This is a genomic window from Streptomyces sp. NPDC101234, assembly GCF_044767525.1.
Taxonomy (GTDB): domain Bacteria; phylum Actinomycetota; class Actinomycetes; order Streptomycetales; family Streptomycetaceae; genus Streptomyces; species Streptomyces sasae.
In genome coordinates this window covers 158,363-174,524 of the sequence record NZ_JBIWOA010000010.1, presented here as the reverse complement: position 1 = coordinate 174,524, position 16,162 = coordinate 158,363, and the positions used below count along the sequence as shown (strand labels likewise).

The window sequence follows — 16,162 nt, the reverse complement described above, 5'->3', positions numbered from 1 at the left end:
GCACGGTGAGGTCTCTGTGGGCGCGGGCCTGCATGGCGGGCCGCGTGCGGTGGCGGCTCCGATGACGCCCGCGGTTATTCGAGCTTTCCACTCCCGTCACGGTGCGTCCATACGAAGGACGTGATCGTGCCCGTGGGGCCCTTCCCGGACGTCCACCGGTGCCGACTGAGAGTGCCCAGCCGTCGCACACACGCACGCGTGGCTACGATGGGCCAGCCGGGGTGGCCAGCAGGGGCCGCACGGCGCAACGACCGTCGGGAAGGCCATGCTGAACAAGTACGCGCGTGCATTCTTCACGCGTGTCCTCACACCGTTCGCCGCGTTTCTCATCCGCCGGGGCGTGAGCCCGGACACGGTCACGCTCCTCGGCACGGCCGGAGTGGTCGCGGGCGCACTGGTCTTCTTCCCCAGGGGCGAGTTCTTCTGGGGCACGATCGTGATCACGCTCTTCGTGTTCTCCGACCTGGTCGACGGCAACATGGCCCGCCAGCTGGGCCGCACCAGCCGCTGGGGCGCCTTCCTGGACTCCACCCTGGACCGGGTCGCCGACGGCGCGATCTTCGGCGGCTTCGCCCTCTGGTACGCGGGCAACGGCAACGACAACGTCCTGTGCGCGGTCTCCATCTTCTGCCTGGCCAGCGGCCAGGTGGTGTCGTACACCAAGGCGCGCGGCGAGTCGATCGGGCTGCCGGTGGCCGTCAACGGCCTGGTCGAGCGGGCCGAGCGCCTGGTGATCTCGCTGGTGGCGGCCGGTCTGGCCGGGTTCCACAAGTTCGGTGTCCCGGGCATCCAGATCCTGCTCCCGATCGCCCTGTGGATCGTCGCCGTCGGCAGCCTGGTCACCCTGGTCCAGCGGGTCGTCACGGTGCGTCGCGAGTCCGCCGAGGCGGAGGCGGCGGCCGAGCGCGAGAAGGCCTCCCACGGCACCGAGGCCGGGCAGTGACCGCCACCGACCGGCTCACCGACACCCTGTACGGAATCGGCTGGAGCACCGTCAAGAAGCTCCCCGAGCCGGTCGCCGTACGCCTGGGCGACTCCATCGCGGACCTCGCCTGGCGGCAGCGCGGCAAGGGCGTCCAGCGCCTGGAGTCCAACTACGCGCGCGTGGTGCCCGACGCGAGCCCGGAGCGGCTGCGTGAGCTGTCGCGGGCGGGCATGCGGTCGTACCTGCGGTACTGGATGGAGTCCTTCCGGCTGCCCGCCTGGAGCGAGGAGCGGATCCGCGGCGGCTTCGACGTCAAGGACGTCCACCACCTCACCGACGGCCTCGCCTCCGACCGGGGCGTGATCATCGCGCTGCCGCACCTGGCCAACTGGGACCTCGCCGGCGCCTGGGTCACCACCGAACTGAACACCCCGTTCACCACGGTCGCCGAACGCCTCAAGCCGGAGACCCTCTACGACCGCTTCGTCGCCTACCGCGAGGGCCTCGGCATGGAGGTCCTCCCACACAGCGGCGGCACCGCCTTCGGCACCCTGGCCCGCAGACTGCGCGGCGGCGGCCTGATCTGCCTGGTCGCCGACCGCGACCTGTCCGAGTCGGGGGTGGAGGTCGACTTCTTCGGCGACAAGGCCCGGATGCCCGCCGGACCCGCCCTCCTCGCCCAGCAGACCGGCGCGTACCTGCTCCCCGTGACGCTCTGGTACGACGACACCCCCGTCATGAAGGGCCGGGTGCACGCCCCGATCGAGGTACCCGAGTCAGGTGACCGGACCTCGAGGACGTCTGTCATGACACAGGCGCTGGCCGACGCCTTCGCCACCGGGATCGCCGACCATCCGGAGGACTGGCACATGCTGCAGCGGTTGTGGCTCGCGGACCTCGACCCCGCGAAGGGACCGTCGTGAGGATCGGCATCGTCTGCCCCTACTCCTGGGACGTCCCGGGCGGGGTCCAATTCCACATCCGCGACCTCGCCGAGTACTTCATCCGCCTCGGCCACGAGGTCTCCGTGCTCGCCCCCGCCGACGACGACACCCCGCTGCCGCCGTACGTCGTCTCGGCGGGCCGCGCGGTCCCGGTGCCGTACAACGGCTCGGTGGCCCGCCTCAACTTCGGCTTCCTGTCCGCCGCGCGGGTACGCCGCTGGCTGCACGAGGGCGCCTTCGACGTGGTCCACATCCACGAGCCGACCTCGCCCTCCCTCGGCCTGCTGACCTGCTGGGCGGCGCAGGGCCCGATGGTCGCCACCTTCCACACCTCCAACCCGCGCTCCCGCGCGATGATCGCCGCGTACTCGATCCTCCAGGCGGCCCTGGAGAAGATCAGCGCGCGGATCGCCGTCAGCGAGTACGCCCGCCGCACGCTCGTCGAGCACCTCGGCGGCGACGCCGTCGTGATCCCCAACGGCGTGGACGTCGACTTCTTCGCCAAGGCCGAGCCGCGCCCCGAGTGGCAGGGCGACACCATCGGCTTCATCGGCCGTATCGACGAGCCCCGCAAGGGCCTCCCGGTGCTGATGAAGGCCCTTCCCAAGATCCTCGCCGCCCGCCCGGGGACCAGACTCCTGGTGGCCGGCCGGGGCGACGAGGAGGCCGCGGTCGAGTCCCTGCCCGCCGAGCTCCGTTCCCGAGTCGAGTTCCTCGGCATGGTCAGCGACGAGGACAAGGCCCGTTTCCTGCGCAGTCTCGACCTGTACATCGCGCCCAACACCGGCGGCGAGAGCTTCGGCATCATCCTGGTCGAGGCACTGTCCGCCGGGGCTCCCGTCCTCGCCTCCGACCTCGACGCCTTCGCCCAGGTCCTGGACCAGGGAGCGGCGGGCGAGCTGTTCGCCAACGAGGACGCGGACGCGCTGGCCGAGGCGGCGGTACGACTGCTGGAGAACCCGGAGCGCCGGGCCGAGCTGCGGGAGCGCGGCAGCGTCCATGTGCGCCGGTTCGACTGGTCGACGGTGGGCGCGGACATCCTGTCGGTCTACGAGACGGTGACGGCGGGCGCGGCGGCGGTGGCGGCGGACGAGCGGTCGGGGCTGCGGGCGCGGTTCGGGCTGGCGCGAGATTAGTGGGCCGCGAGAGGTCGTCCGACGGGTGCGGCTCCGTTGTGGCTGGTCGCGCCCGCGCGGCGGCAGCCGCACATCGGATACAGCCCCGCGCCCCTGACAGGGCGCTGCAGCCGGCGTTTCCTATAGCGTTCCGCCCGTGACCGCAACGCTCATCTGGATCCTCGCCGCCCTCGTGGTGATCGGCCTGTACCTGAGCTGGACCGCCGGGCGGCTCGACCGGCTGCACTCCCGTATCGACGCCGCTCGCGCGGCCCTGGACGCCCAGTTGCTGCGGCGGGCCTCCGTGGCCCAGGAACTGGCGACCTCGGGGGTGCTGGACCCTGCCGCCTCGATCGTGCTGTACGAGGCCGCGCACGCCGCCCGGCAGGCCGAGGAGGAGCAGCGGGAGGTCGCCGAGAGCGAGCTGAGCCAGGCGCTGCGGGCGGTCTTCGAGGACCCGCGGCAGGTCGAGGAGGTCCGTGAGGCGCCCGGCGGAGAGGCCGCCGCGACCGAGCTGGCCGAGGCGGTGCGCCGGGTCCCGATGGCCCGCCGCTTCCACAACGACGCCGTCGGCGCGGCCCGCCGGCTCCGCGAACACCGCAAGGTCAGGTGGTTCCGGCTGGCCGGACACGCCCCCTTCCCGCTGGCCTTCGAAATGGACGACGAACCGCCGGCCGCGCTGGTCGAGCGCGTTGCCTAGCCGTAAAACGATCCACCGGCTTCCCATTGGCCCTTGCTGTGGACTGGTCCGTTCGCGTTTCCTCGGTGTTCGCAGAAACCCTCTTTCACTTCAGCGAGGTCACCCGTGTCCACCACCGACAACCAGGCCCCCGAGACCGGTACCGCCCGCGTGAAGCGCGGCATGGCGGAGCAGCTCAAGGGCGGCGTGATCATGGACGTCGTCACGCCGGAGCAGGCGAAGATCGCCGAGGACGCGGGCGCCGTCGCCGTCATGGCCCTGGAGCGGGTCCCGGCCGACATCCGCAAGGACGGCGGCGTGGCCCGGATGTCCGACCCGGACATGATCGAGGGCATCATCGAGGCCGTCTCCATCCCGGTCATGGCCAAGTCCCGCATCGGCCACTTCGTCGAGGCCCAGGTCCTGCAGTCCCTCGGCGTCGACTACATCGACGAGTCCGAGGTCCTCACCCCGGCCGACGAGGTCAACCACTCCGACAAGTGGGCGTTCACCACCCCCTTCGTCTGCGGTGCCACCAACCTCGGCGAGGCCCTGCGCCGCATCGCCGAGGGCGCGGCCATGATCCGCTCCAAGGGCGAGGCCGGCACCGGCAACGTCGTCGAGGCGGTCCGCCACCTGCGCCAGATCAAGGGTGAGATCGCCAAGCTGCGCGGCTGCGACAACAACGAGATCTACGCCGCCGCCAAGGAGCTGCGCGCCCCCTTCGAGCTGGTCAAGGAGGTCGCCGAGCTCGGCAAGCTGCCGGTGGTGCTGTTCTCCGCCGGTGGCGTGGCCACCCCGGCCGACGCCGCGCTGATGCGCCAGCTCGGCGCCGAGGGCGTCTTCGTCGGCTCCGGCATCTTCAAGTCGGGCGACCCGGCCAAGCGCGCCGCCGCCATCGTCAAGGCGACCACCTTCTACGACGACCCGAAGATCATCGCGGACGCGTCCCGCAACCTGGGCGAGGCCATGGTCGGCATCAACTGCGACACCCTCCCCGAGGCCGAGCGTTACGCGAACCGGGGCTGGTGATGACCACTCCCGTAGTCGGAGTGCTCGCGCTCCAGGGCGATGTACGGGAGCACCTGATCGCCCTGGCCGCGGCCGACGCCGTGGCCAGGCCGGTCCGGCGCCCCGAGGAACTCGCCGAGGTGGACGGCCTGGTCATACCCGGCGGCGAGTCCACCACCATCTCCAAGCTGGCCGTCCTGTTCGGCGTGATGGAGCCCCTCCGCGCGCGCGTGCGGGCCGGAATGCCCGTCTACGGCACCTGCGCGGGCATGATCATGCTCGCCGACAAGATCCTCGACCCGCGCTCGGGCCAGGAGACGATCGGCGGCATCGACATGATCGTGCGCCGCAACGCCTTCGGGCGGCAGAACGAGTCGTTCGAGGCGGCGGTCGACGTACGCGGTGTTGACGGCGATCCTGTAGAGGGCGTGTTCATCCGCGCCCCCTGGGTCGAGTCCGTGGGCGCCGACGTCGAGGTGCTCGCCGAGCACGGCGGCCACATCGTCGCGGTCCGCCAGGGCAACGCGCTCGCCACGTCGTTCCACCCGGAACTGACCGGCGACCACCGTGTGCACTCCCTGTTCGTCGACATGGTGCACGCGGACCGGGCGACGGAGTCCTAGTAGGATCTCTGGCGTTCGTTGTTCGGATGGGTTACGCGAAGGAGACAGGCAGATGTCCGGCCACTCTAAATGGGCTACGACGAAGCACAAGAAGGCCGTGATCGATGCCAAGCGCGGCAAGCTCTTCGCGAAGCTGATCAAGAACATCGAGGTCGCGGCCCGCATGGGCGGCGTCGACATCGAAGGCAACCCGACCCTCTACGACGCCATCCAGAAGGCGAAGAAGCAGTCGGTCCCGAACAAGAACATCGACTCCGCGGTCAAGCGCGGCGGCGGCCTGGAGGCCGGCGGCGCCGACTACGAGACGATCATGTACGAGGGCTACGGCCCGAACGGTGTCGCGGTGCTCATCGAGTGCCTCACCGACAACCGCAACCGCGCGGCCTCCGACGTGCGCGTCGCCATGACCCGCAACGGCGGCAACATGGCCGACCCGGGCTCGGTGTCGTACCTCTTCAACCGCAAGGGCGTCGTCATCGTCCCCAAGGGCGAGCTGACCGAGGACGACGTCCTGGGCGCCGTCCTGGACGCGGGCGCCGAGGAAGTCAACGACCTGGGCGAGTCCTTCGAGGTGCTCAGCGAGGCCACCGACATGGTCGCCGTCCGCACCGCCCTCCAGGACGCCGGGATCGACTACGACTCCGCGGAGGCCAACTTCGTCCCGACCATGCAGGTCGAGCTGGACGAGGAAGGCGCCAAGAAGATCTTCAAGCTGATCGACGCGCTGGAGGACAGCGACGACGTGCAGAACGTCTTCGCCAACTTCGACGTCAGCGACGAGGTCATGGAGAAGGTCGACGCGTAACGCCGCGACGGGCTGCACGGACCCAACGGGCCGACGGGACACACCCGTCGGCCCGCCGTCGTGTCGGCCGTTGTCGGTGGCACCGGATAGCCTGCACAAACTGGGGGCACCTCCCAGCGATAGCTGGGGGAGACCGAAGGGAGGGGCGCGGTGCGCGTACTGGGGGTGGACCCCGGGCTGACCCGGTGTGGTGTCGGTGTCGTCGAAGGCGTCGCCGGGCGGCCGCTCACCATGGTCGGCGTGGGGGTCGTACGGACGCCCGCGGACGCCGAACTCGGCCATCGCCTGGTCGCCATCGAGCAGGGCATCGAACAGTGGCTGGACGAGCACCGGCCCGAATTCGTCGCCGTGGAGCGGGTGTTCAGCCAGCACAACGTACGGACCGTGATGGGCACCGCCCAGGCCAGCGCCGTCGCCATGCTGTGCGCCGCCCGCCGGGGCATCCCCGTCGCCCTGCACACCCCCAGCGAGGTCAAGGCCGCCGTCACCGGCTCCGGACGTGCCGACAAGGCCCAGGTCGGCGCCATGGTCACCCGGCTGCTCCGGCTCAGTGCCCCGCCCAAGCCCGCCGACGCCGCCGACGCCCTCGCGCTCGCCATCTGCCACATCTGGCGCGCCCCCGCCCAGAACCGACTCCAGCAGGCCGTCGCCCTGCACGCAGCCAACGCAACGAAAGGCCGTACGGCATGATCGCCTTCGTCAGCGGCCCGGTCGCCGCCCTCGCCCCGGACTCTGCGGTCGTCGAGGTCGGAGGGATCGGCATCGCCGTCCAGTGCTCGCCCAACACCCTGTCCGGGCTGCGCATGGGCCAGCAGACCAAACTCGCCACCTCCCTGGTCGTACGGGAGGACTCGCTCACCCTGTACGGCTTCGTGGACGACGACGAGCGGCAGACCTTCGAGCTGCTGCAGACGGCGAGCGGGGTCGGCCCCCGCCTGGCCCAGGCGATGCTGGCGGTCCACAGCCCGGACGCCCTGCGCCGTGCCGTCTCCACCGGTGACGAGAAAGCGCTCATCGCCGTCCCCGGCATCGGGAAGAAGGGCGCGCAGAAGCTGCTGCTGGAGCTGAAGGACCGCCTCGGTGAACCGGTCGGTGCCCCCGCGATCGGCGCCCCGGTCACCCAGGGCTGGCGCGACCAGCTGCACGCGGCCCTGATCGGTCTGGGCTACGCGACCCGGGAGGCCGAGGAGGCCGTCACCGCCGTCGCCCCGCAGGCCGAGGCCGCCGGGGGCACGCCCCAGGTCGGCCAGCTGCTCAAGGCTGCCCTGCAGACCCTCAACCGCGCCCGCTGACCCCACGACCGCTGAGGCACATCACTTATGAACTGGGACGACACGACCGACACCGGCGCCGACGCGGAGCGGCTGGTGGACGCCGTCGCCGACCGTGAGGACCAGGCCGTCGAGGCCGCGCTGCGCCCCAAGGACCTGGGCGAGTTCATCGGCCAGGAGAAGGTCCGCGAGCAGCTCGACCTGGTCCTGCGCGCCGCACGCGCGCGTGGCGCCACCGCCGACCATGTGCTGCTCTCCGGCGCTCCCGGCCTGGGCAAGACCACCCTCTCGATGATCATCGCGGCCGAGATGGGCGCCCCGATCCGCATCACGTCCGGACCCGCCATCCAGCACGCCGGCGACCTGGCCGCGATCCTCTCCTCCCTCCAGGAGGGCGAGGTCCTCTTCCTCGACGAGATCCACCGCATGTCGCGGCCGGCCGAGGAGATGCTGTACATGGCGATGGAGGACTTCCGCGTCGACGTGATCGTCGGCAAGGGCCCGGGTGCGACCGCCATCCCTCTGGAGCTGCCGCCGTTCACCCTGGTCGGCGCCACCACGCGCGCGGGCCTGCTGCCGCCCCCGCTGCGCGACCGCTTCGGCTTCACCGCGCACATGGAGTTCTACGAACCGCGCGAGCTGGAGCGTGTCGTGCACCGCTCGGCGAATCTGCTGGACGTCGAGATCGAGCCCGCCGGCGCCGCCGAGATCGCCGGCCGCTCGCGCGGCACGCCCCGTATCGCCAACCGGCTGCTGCGCCGGGTCCGCGACTACGCGCAGGTCAAGGCCGACGGGCTGATCAACCGCGAGATCGCGCACGCGGCCCTGGCCGTCTACGAGGTGGACGAGCGCGGCCTCGACCGGCTCGACCGCGCCGTCCTGGAGGCCCTGCTCAAGCTGTTCGGCGGCGGCCCGGTCGGCCTGTCGACGCTCGCGGTGGCGGTGGGGGAGGAGCGCGAGACGGTCGAGGAGGTCGCCGAGCCCTTCCTGGTCCGCGAGGGCCTGCTGGCCCGCACCCCGCGCGGGCGGGTGGCCACCCCCGCCGCCTGGGCCCACCTCGGCCTGACCGCCCCAAGAGGCGCGGCGGGCGGCACCGGCCAGCAGGACCTGTTCGGCACCTGACACCGGCCCGGCGAAGGCCCGGCCACGCTGGAGCCCGTCACGGGCCGTCGCGCGGAACCCGCCGCCGGCTCCCGCCACGGGCCGCCGCGGCGGGCTTCCCCCGGCCCCATCACGAGCCGTCGCCTCGGGCTCCCTCCGGCCCGCCACGGACTGTCCCTCCAACCGTCCGCCGGAGTTCCCACCGGGGAACTCCCCGAACTATCCACGGATCGAGCATCGGCCGGTCCACCGGATCTCGTGCCGACCGGTTCGCCCGGATCCCGGACCGGCCGATACATCGGTTCTTGCGCTGGCCGGTTCGCCCGGATCCCGGACCGGCGGGTCCACCGGATCTCGTGCCGGCCGGTTCGCCCGGATCCCGGACCGGCCGGTCCATCGGTTCTTGCGCCGGCCGGTGCGCCCGGATCCCGGACCGGCCGGTTCGCGGCTTCTTGCACCGCAGTTCCGCCTGATCCCAGAGCGTGGCTCCGCCGGTTCCCCCACCCCCGGTTCGCCCGGTCGTCGCCCACCCGGACCCGGGTCGTCCCGAGCCGTCGAGGCCCCGGCTTCCGGACACACCGCCGCCCGCCCGCCAGGGCCCCGCGGCAGACGTGATCTCTTCGTGACGGCGGGGCATTGGCGGGCGCAGGAACCCAGGTGCCATGCTGAGCGTTGTTCCATGCGAGTGGACTCGCTTAGACTCCGCCGATGCCGCCTCTACAGGCGGCGCCGACCACGCCCCCATCATCCAGGCCGCTCACCGCCGCGGCCGCGCGAAGGAAATTCCGTCCCGTGAATACCTTGACCCTTCTCCCGCTGGTCGTGCTCATCGCGGCCATGTTCCTGCTGACGCGCTCGAACAAGAAGCGGCAGCAGCAGGCCCAGAACATGCGGAACGATCTGCAGCCCGGCAGCGGCGTCCGCACCATCGGGGGCATGTACGCGACGGTCAAGGAAGTGAACGACGACACCGTCCTGCTCGACGCGGGCCCGGGTGTCGAGCTTCTCTTCGCGAAGAACGCGATCGGCGCCATCCTCACCGATGACGAGTACAACCGCATCGTGCACGGCATCGAGCACGACCTGAAGTCCGACGCCGACGTCGTTCCGGACGACGCCTCCTCCCTCACCGAGACCGACGACGAGCCTGCCGACGCTGCCGCCGCCTCCGACGACAAGGCCGTCGACTTCGGGAAGAAGGACGCCGCCGAAGCGGAGACCGAGGAGAAGGCCGAGGAGGCCGAGACCTCCGACGCGAAGGCCGACGGAGAGCCGAAGAAGACCGACGGCGACTCCGACGCGAAGTAGCCGCGACCCGGGGAGCGGTGCGCGCACCTTGTGCGCACCCCGCACCCCGGGCGCGTCTGTTTACCGCACGGGATCCCGACACCATGTCATGGCCGACCGCGCCGACCAGGCGCACGGCGGCCCGAGAGGGAGTACGAGAAGGTGGCAGCACCTAAGAGGGGCCGGAGCGCGAGCGCCCAGAGCAAGCCAGGGCGCTCGCTGGCCCTCATCCTGATCGCCATCGTGGCGCTCACCGGAGGGATGTTCGCCTCGGGGCACACCACTCCGCGTCTCGGCATCGACCTTGCCGGCGGCACGAGCATCACGCTGCAGGCGAAGGCCGACCAAGGGTCCGCGATCAACAAGGCCAACATGAAGACCGCGGTCGACATCATGAACAACCGCGTCAACGGTCTTGGTGTCTCCGAGGCGGAGGTGCAGACCCAGGGGACGAGCAACATCATCGTCAACATCCCCAAGGGCGCCAACTCCGAGGAGGCCCGCCAGCAGGTCGGCACCACCGCGAAGCTGTACTTCCGCCCGGTCCTGGCCAGTGAGGCCAGCGCCGGCGCCGCGTCGTCCGCCTCCCCGAGCGCGTCCTCCAGCGGCAGCTCCAGCGCCTCCCCGAGCGCGACCCCGTCGAGCAGCGCGTCGGCGTCCCAGAAGGCGACCGGGTCGTCCTCCGCCTCGCCGTCGTCCTCGGCCACCTCGCAGGGCCGCGCCGTCACCGACGCCCTGAAGGCCGGCTCCACGCCGTCCTCCTCGGCGAGCCCGTCCGCCTCGGCCAGCCCCTCCGCCGGCTCCTCGGCTTCCGCGAGCGCCTCCGCCGCGGCCTCGAAGCTGGAGGCCGAGTACACCGCGCTGGACTGCAACGACAAGGCGCAGCGCGCCACCGCCGGCAAGAGCGCCAAGCCCACCGACGCCACGGTGGCCTGCGGCAAGATCTCCGGCGTCTGGTACAAGTACGTGCTCGGCCCGGCCCGTGTCGACGGCACCGAGGTCAAGAAGGCCCAGGCCGTCTTCGACACGCAGACCGCCGCCGGCTGGCAGGTCCAGATGACCTTCACCGGCACCGGCGCCAAGAAGTTCGCGGACGTCACCGGTGAGCTCGCCAAGAACTCCCAGCCGCCGCAGAACGAGTTCGGCATCGTCCTCGACGGCGAGGTCGTCTCCAGCCCGACCGTGGCCCAGTCCATCGTGGGCGGCCAGGCGGAGATCTCCGGCAGCTTCACCCAGACCGAGGCCCAGAGCCTCGCCAACGTGCTGTCGTACGGTGCGCTCCCGCTGTCCTTCCGTGAGCAGAGCGTCACCACCGTGACCGCCGCGCTCGGCGGTGAGCAGCTGCACGCCGGTCTGATCGCGGGCGCGATCGGCCTCGCTCTGGTCGTCATCTACCTGCTGGTCTTCTACCGCGGTCTGTCGGTCGTCGCGATCCCCTCGCTGCTGGTGTCCGCGGTCCTCACCTACGTGATCATGGCGCTGCTCGGCCCCGCGATCCACTTCGCGCTGAACCTGCCGGCCGTCTGCGGTGCCATCGTCGCGATCGGTATCACGGCGGACTCGTTCATCGTGTTCTTCGAACGCATCCGGGACGAGATCCGCGAGGGCCGCACGCTGCGCCCCGCCGTCGAGCGGGCCTGGCCGCGCGCCCGGCGCACCATCCTGGTCTCCGACTTCGTGTCGTTCCTGGCCGCCGCCGTGCTGTTCATCGTGACCGTCGGCAAGGTCCAGGGCTTCGCGTTCACCCTCGGCCTGACCACCGTGCTCGACGTCGTCGTCGTCTTCTTCTTCACCAAGCCGCTGATGACGGTCCTCGCCCGTCGTAAGTTCTTCGCGAACGGCCACAAGTGGTCCGGGCTCGACCCGAAGGGCCTGGGCGCCAAGCCCCCGCTGCGCCGCACCCGCCGTCCCGCCGGTCCCGTCGCCGGCCCTGTCGACCCGAAGGAAGCGTGAGCGATGTCGAAACTCGGCAACCTCGGCGCCCGACTCCACCGAGGCGAGATCAGCTACGACTTCGTCGGCAAGCGCAAGATCTGGTACGGCGTCTCCATCCTGATCACCATCACGGCCATCGTCGGCCTGGCGGTGCGCGGCCTGAACATGGGCATCGACTTCCAGGGCGGCGCGGTCTTCACCACCGCGCAGACCAGTGTCTCGGTGGCCCAGGCGGAGACCTACGCGAAGGAAGCCTCGGGCCACGACGCGGTCGTCCAGAAGCTCGGCACGGGCGGTCTGCGCATCCAGATCGCCGGCATGGACACCACCAAGTCGGACGCGACCAAGATCGCGCTGGCCAAGGACATGAAGGTGGACCCGGAGTCCATCGCCGCCGACCTCGTCGGACCCAGCTGGGGTGACGAGATCGCCAACAAGGCCTGGGAAGGCCTCGGCATCTTCATGGTCCTCGTGGTGATCTACCTGGCGATCGCCTTCGAGTGGCGGATGGCGGTCGCGGCCCTGGTCGCGCTGATCCACGACATCACCATCACGACCGGTATCTACGCCCTGGTCGGCTTCGAGGTCACGCCCGGTACGGTCATCGGTCTGCTGACGATCCTCGGTTACTCGCTCTACGACACGGTCGTCGTCTTCGACAGCCTCAAGGAGCAGACCAAGGACATCACCAAGCAGACCCGGTTCACCTACAGCGACATCGCCAACCAGTCGATCAACGGCACCCTGGTCCGTTCGATCAACACCACGATCGTCGCGCTGCTGCCGGTCGCCGGCCTGCTGTTCATCGGCGGTGGCTTCCTCGGCGCCGGCACGCTCAACGACATCTCGCTGTCGCTGTTCGTCGGTCTCGCCGCCGGTGCCTACTCGTCCATCTTCATCGCCACGCCGCTCGTCGCCGACCTCAAGGAGGCCGAGCCGCAGATGAAGGCGCTGAAGAAGCGTGTTCTCGCCAAGCGGGCCCAGGCCTTCGCCGAGGAGGAGATGGCCGAGGCCCGGGGCGATGACGACCGCGACGACGACGCCGCCCCGGCCGTCGTCGGCCCGCGCAACCAGCCCGCGTCCCGCAACCGGGGCGGCCGCGGCCGACCGTCGGGGAAGCGCCGGTGACCGACATCAGGGAACTGCTGCTCAGCCGCATCCGGGACGTCGAGGACTACCCGGAGCAGGGGGTGATGTTCAAGGACATCACCCCGCTGCTGGCGGACCCGGCAGCGTTCACCGCGCTCACCGACGCGCTCGCCCGGATCGCCGCCGAGACCGGCGCCACCAAGGTCGTCGGCCTGGAGGCCCGGGGCTTCATCCTGGGTGCTCCGGTCGCCGTGCGCGCGGGCCTCGGCTTCATCCCGGTCCGCAAGGCGGGCAAGCTCCCCGGAGCCACCCTGCGCCAGGCCTACGAGCTGGAGTACGGCTCGGCCGAGATCGAGGTGCACGCCGAGGACCTCGGCAAGGACGACCGGATCCTGATCGTCGACGACGTGCTCGCCACCGGCGGCACCGCCGAGGCCTCGATCCAGCTGATCCACCGCGCCGGCGCCGAGGTCGCGGGCGTCGCGGTCCTCATGGAGCTGGGCTTCCTGGGCGGCCGCGGCCGCCTGGAGCCCGCGCTGAACGGGGCGCCGCTGGAGGCACTGCTCCAGGTCTGAGCGTCGTACGACCGGCAGAACGCCCGCCCACCGAGGCGGGCGTTCGCATGTCCGGCGGGCCTCCGGCAACCCACCGGACATCGCTGAGGAATCCCTCGGCAGCCTCGCGTGTTCCTCCCGTATACGGTCCACGGTTCGGCCTCCAGGCGATGACATGGCCCAGGATCGCTACCATGGGGTCTCCGGAGCCTGACCGGGGGACCCGGATCGCGCACGAGGAGCCCTCTTGCCAGACGAGGCCCAGCCACTGACAGCCGCCAAGCCCGAGCCCGCCTCGGCGCCCGCGGCCAAGCCCGCGCCGCACGCGACGACCGCGAAGAACGACGCCCGTGGGCCGGTCGAGCACGCCCAGTCCGCGCCCGCCGAGAAGTCGGCCGAGACCTCGCGCCCCAAACCGGCCCCTCCCGAGCGTCCCGCGGCCCGCCCCAACACCGGCCAGCCCGCACGCTCCGGCTCCTCCAACCGCGTCCGCGCCCGCCTCGCCCGGCTCGGCGTGCAGCGCGCCAACCCGTACAACCCGGTGCTGGAACCGTTGCTGCGCATAGTCCGCAGCAACGACCCCAAGATCGAGAACGCCACGCTGCGCCAGATCGAGCGCGCCTACCAGGTCGCCGAGCGCTGGCACCGCGGCCAGAAGCGCAAGAGCGGCGACCCGTACATCACCCACCCGCTCGCGGTCACCACCATCCTCGCCGAGCTCGGCATGGACCCGGCGACCCTGATGGCGGGCCTGCTGCACGACACCGTCGAGGACACCGAGTACGGCCTGGAGGACCTGCGCCGCGACTTCGGAGACGTCGTCGCGCTGCTCGTCGACGGCGTCACCAAGCTGGACAAGGTCAAGTTCGGCGAGGCCGCACAGGCCGAGACCGTGCGCAAGATGGTCGTCGCCATGGCCAAGGACCCGCGCGTCCTGGTCATCAAGCTCGCCGACCGCCTGCACAACATGCGCACCATGCGCTACCTCAAGCGCGAGAAGCAGGAGAAGAAGGCGCGCGAGACCCTGGAGATCTACGCGCCGCTCGCCCACCGCCTGGGCATGAACACCATCAAGTGGGAGCTGGAGGACCTCGCGTTCGCGATCCTCTACCCCAAGATGTACGACGAAATCGTCCGCCTGGTCGCCGAGCGGGCGCCCAAGCGCGACGAGTACCTGGCGATAGTGACCGACGAGGTCCAGGCCGACCTGCGCGCCGCCCGCATCAAGGCGACCGTCACCGGCCGGCCGAAGCACTACTACAGCGTCTACCAGAAGATGATCGTCCGCGGCCGGGACTTCGCGGAGATCTACGACCTGGTGGGCATCCGCGTCCTGGTGGACACCGTCCGCGACTGCTACGCGGCCCTGGGCACCGTCCACGCGCGCTGGAACCCGGTTCCGGGGCGCTTCAAGGACTACATCGCGATGCCCAAGTTCAACATGTACCAGTCGCTGCACACGACGGTCATCGGCCCCAACGGCAAGCCGGTCGAACTCCAGATCCGCACGTTCGACATGCACCGCCGCGCCGAGTACGGCATCGCCGCGCACTGGAAGTACAAGCAGGAGGCCGTCGCCGGCGCCTCCAAGGTGCGTACCGACGTGCCGAAGGCCGACAAGGGCAAGGACGACCACCTCAACGACATGGCGTGGCTGCGTCAGCTCCTCGACTGGCAGAAGGAGACCGAGGACCCCAGCGAGTTCCTGGAGTCCCTGCGCTTCGACCTGTCCCGCAACGAGGTCTTCGTCTTCACGCCCAAGGGCGACGTCATAGCGCTGCCGGCCGGGGCCACCCCGGTGGACTTCGCGTACGCGGTGCACACCGAGGTGGGCCACCGCACGATAGGCGCGAGGGTCAACGGCAGACTCGTACCGCTCGAATCGACCCTGGACAACGGCGACCTGGTGGAGGTCTTCACCTCCAAGGCGACCGGCGCCGGTCCGTCCCGTGACTGGCTCGGCTTCGTCAAGTCGCCGCGTGCCCGCAACAAGATCCGGGGCTGGTTCTCCAAGGAACGCCGGGACGAGGCGATCGAGCAGGGCAAGGACGCCATCGTCCGCGCGATGCGCAAGCAGAACCTGCCGATCCAGCGCATCCTCACCGGTGACTCGCTGGTCACGCTCGCGCACGAGATGCGCTACCCGGACATCTCCTCGCTGTACGCGGCGATCGGCGAGGGCCATGTGGCCGCGCAGAACGTCGTGCAGAAGCTGGTGCAGGCGCTCGGCGGCGAGGAGGCGGCCACCGAGGAGATCGACGAGGCGGTCCCGCCGTCCCGCACCCGCGGCCGCAAGCGGCGCAGCAACCAGGACCCCGGTGTGGTGGTGAAGGGCGTCGACGACGTCTGGGTCAAGCTGGCCCGCTGCTGCACCCCCGTGCCCGGCGACCCGATCATCGGCTTCGTCACGCGCGGTAGCGGTGTATCGGTTCACCGCAGCGACTGCGTCAACGTGGAGTCACTGTCCCGCGAGCCCGAGCGCATCCTCGACGTGGAGTGGGCGCCCACCCAGTCCTCGGTCTTCCTGGTCGCCATCCAGGTCGAGGCCCTGGACCGCTCCCGGCTCCTGTCGGACGTCACCCGGGTCCTGTCCGACCAGCACGTCAACATCCTCTCCGCGGCCGTCCAGACCTCCCGCGACCGGGTGGCCACCTCCCGCTTCACCTTCGAGATGGGCGACCCCAAGCACCTGGGCCACGTCCTGAAGGCCGTACGGGGCGTGGAGGGCGTGTACGACGTCTACCGGGTCACTTCGGCGCGCAACCGGTCGTAGGGGCCCGCAACCGGTCGTAGGCCGCCCAGCACGCCGGACAGACGACGAGA

Annotated in this window: 14 protein-coding genes and 1 pseudogene; all 15 read left to right on the top strand. The window is 70.7% G+C overall.

Annotation, left to right across the window (positions count from 1 at the left end):
- Positions 1-207: 207 nt before the first annotated feature.
- The 15 genes and pseudogenes from pgsA (at position 208) to ACIRR9_RS19990 (ending at position 16,112) form a co-directional block, all read left to right on the top strand.
- Positions 208-943: pseudogene (pgsA, locus tag ACIRR9_RS20060) on the top strand (phosphatidylinositol phosphate synthase).
- Positions 940-1,848, top strand: a complete 909-nt coding sequence (locus ACIRR9_RS20055) for a phosphatidylinositol mannoside acyltransferase (protein WP_403753416.1) — start codon at positions 940-942, stop codon at positions 1,846-1,848. The pseudogene pgsA and the gene ACIRR9_RS20055 overlap by 4 nt, the downstream one beginning before the upstream one ends.
- The gene (locus tag ACIRR9_RS20050; RefSeq protein ID WP_365345601.1) at positions 1,845-3,005 is read left to right on the top strand and encodes a glycosyltransferase family 4 protein; all 1,161 of its coding nucleotides are present in this window, start codon (positions 1,845-1,847) and stop codon (positions 3,003-3,005) included. The genes ACIRR9_RS20055 and ACIRR9_RS20050 overlap by 4 nt, the downstream gene beginning before the upstream one ends.
- 136 nt (positions 3,006-3,141) lie before the next feature.
- Positions 3,142-3,684: a hypothetical protein gene (locus ACIRR9_RS20045; protein WP_403753414.1), complete on the top strand. Its 543-nt coding sequence runs from the start codon at positions 3,142-3,144 to the stop codon at positions 3,682-3,684.
- 105 nt (positions 3,685-3,789) lie between these two features.
- Entirely contained in the window at positions 3,790-4,695 is a 906-nt protein-coding gene (pdxS, locus tag ACIRR9_RS20040) for a pyridoxal 5'-phosphate synthase lyase subunit PdxS (RefSeq protein WP_123978497.1), read from the top strand.
- Positions 4,695-5,297, top strand: a complete 603-nt coding sequence (pdxT, locus tag ACIRR9_RS20035; protein WP_123978498.1) for a pyridoxal 5'-phosphate synthase glutaminase subunit PdxT — start codon at positions 4,695-4,697, stop codon at positions 5,295-5,297. The genes pdxS and pdxT overlap by 1 nt, the downstream gene beginning before the upstream one ends.
- 52 nt (positions 5,298-5,349) lie before the next feature.
- Positions 5,350-6,102 (top strand): YebC/PmpR family DNA-binding transcriptional regulator, encoded by a 753-nt coding sequence (locus tag ACIRR9_RS20030; protein ID WP_232651528.1) that lies wholly within the window; start codon positions 5,350-5,352, stop codon positions 6,100-6,102.
- Positions 6,103-6,252: 150 nt separating this feature from the next.
- The gene (gene ruvC, locus ACIRR9_RS20025; protein ID WP_089103224.1) at positions 6,253-6,792 is read left to right on the top strand and encodes a crossover junction endodeoxyribonuclease RuvC; all 540 of its coding nucleotides are present in this window, start codon (positions 6,253-6,255) and stop codon (positions 6,790-6,792) included.
- Complete coding sequence (gene ruvA / locus ACIRR9_RS20020; RefSeq protein ID WP_123978501.1) at positions 6,789-7,394, top strand: Holliday junction branch migration protein RuvA; 606 nt, start codon at positions 6,789-6,791, stop codon at positions 7,392-7,394. Before ruvC ends, ruvA begins: the two co-directional genes overlap by 4 nt.
- Positions 7,395-7,421: 27 nt before the next feature.
- Positions 7,422-8,495 (top strand): Holliday junction branch migration DNA helicase RuvB, encoded by a 1,074-nt coding sequence (gene ruvB, locus ACIRR9_RS20015; RefSeq protein ID WP_403753408.1) that lies wholly within the window; start codon positions 7,422-7,424, stop codon positions 8,493-8,495.
- Positions 8,496-9,266: 771 nt separating this feature from the next.
- Entirely contained in the window at positions 9,267-9,782 is a 516-nt protein-coding gene (gene yajC / locus ACIRR9_RS20010) for a preprotein translocase subunit YajC (protein ID WP_403753405.1), read from the top strand.
- 141 nt (positions 9,783-9,923) lie between these two features.
- Positions 9,924-11,714, top strand: coding sequence for a protein translocase subunit SecD (gene secD / locus ACIRR9_RS20005; RefSeq protein WP_403753402.1), 1,791 nt, complete (start codon positions 9,924-9,926; stop codon positions 11,712-11,714).
- A 3-nt stretch (positions 11,715-11,717) separates the two neighbouring features.
- Entirely contained in the window at positions 11,718-12,824 is a 1,107-nt protein-coding gene (gene secF, locus ACIRR9_RS20000) for a protein translocase subunit SecF (RefSeq protein WP_403753399.1), read from the top strand.
- Positions 12,821-13,360, top strand: a complete 540-nt coding sequence (locus ACIRR9_RS19995) for an adenine phosphoribosyltransferase (RefSeq protein ID WP_403753396.1) — start codon at positions 12,821-12,823, stop codon at positions 13,358-13,360. The genes secF and ACIRR9_RS19995 overlap by 4 nt, the downstream gene beginning before the upstream one ends.
- 226 nt (positions 13,361-13,586) lie before the next feature.
- Entirely contained in the window at positions 13,587-16,112 is a 2,526-nt protein-coding gene (locus ACIRR9_RS19990) for a RelA/SpoT family protein (protein WP_403753393.1), read from the top strand.
- Positions 16,113-16,162 lie beyond the last annotated feature (50 nt).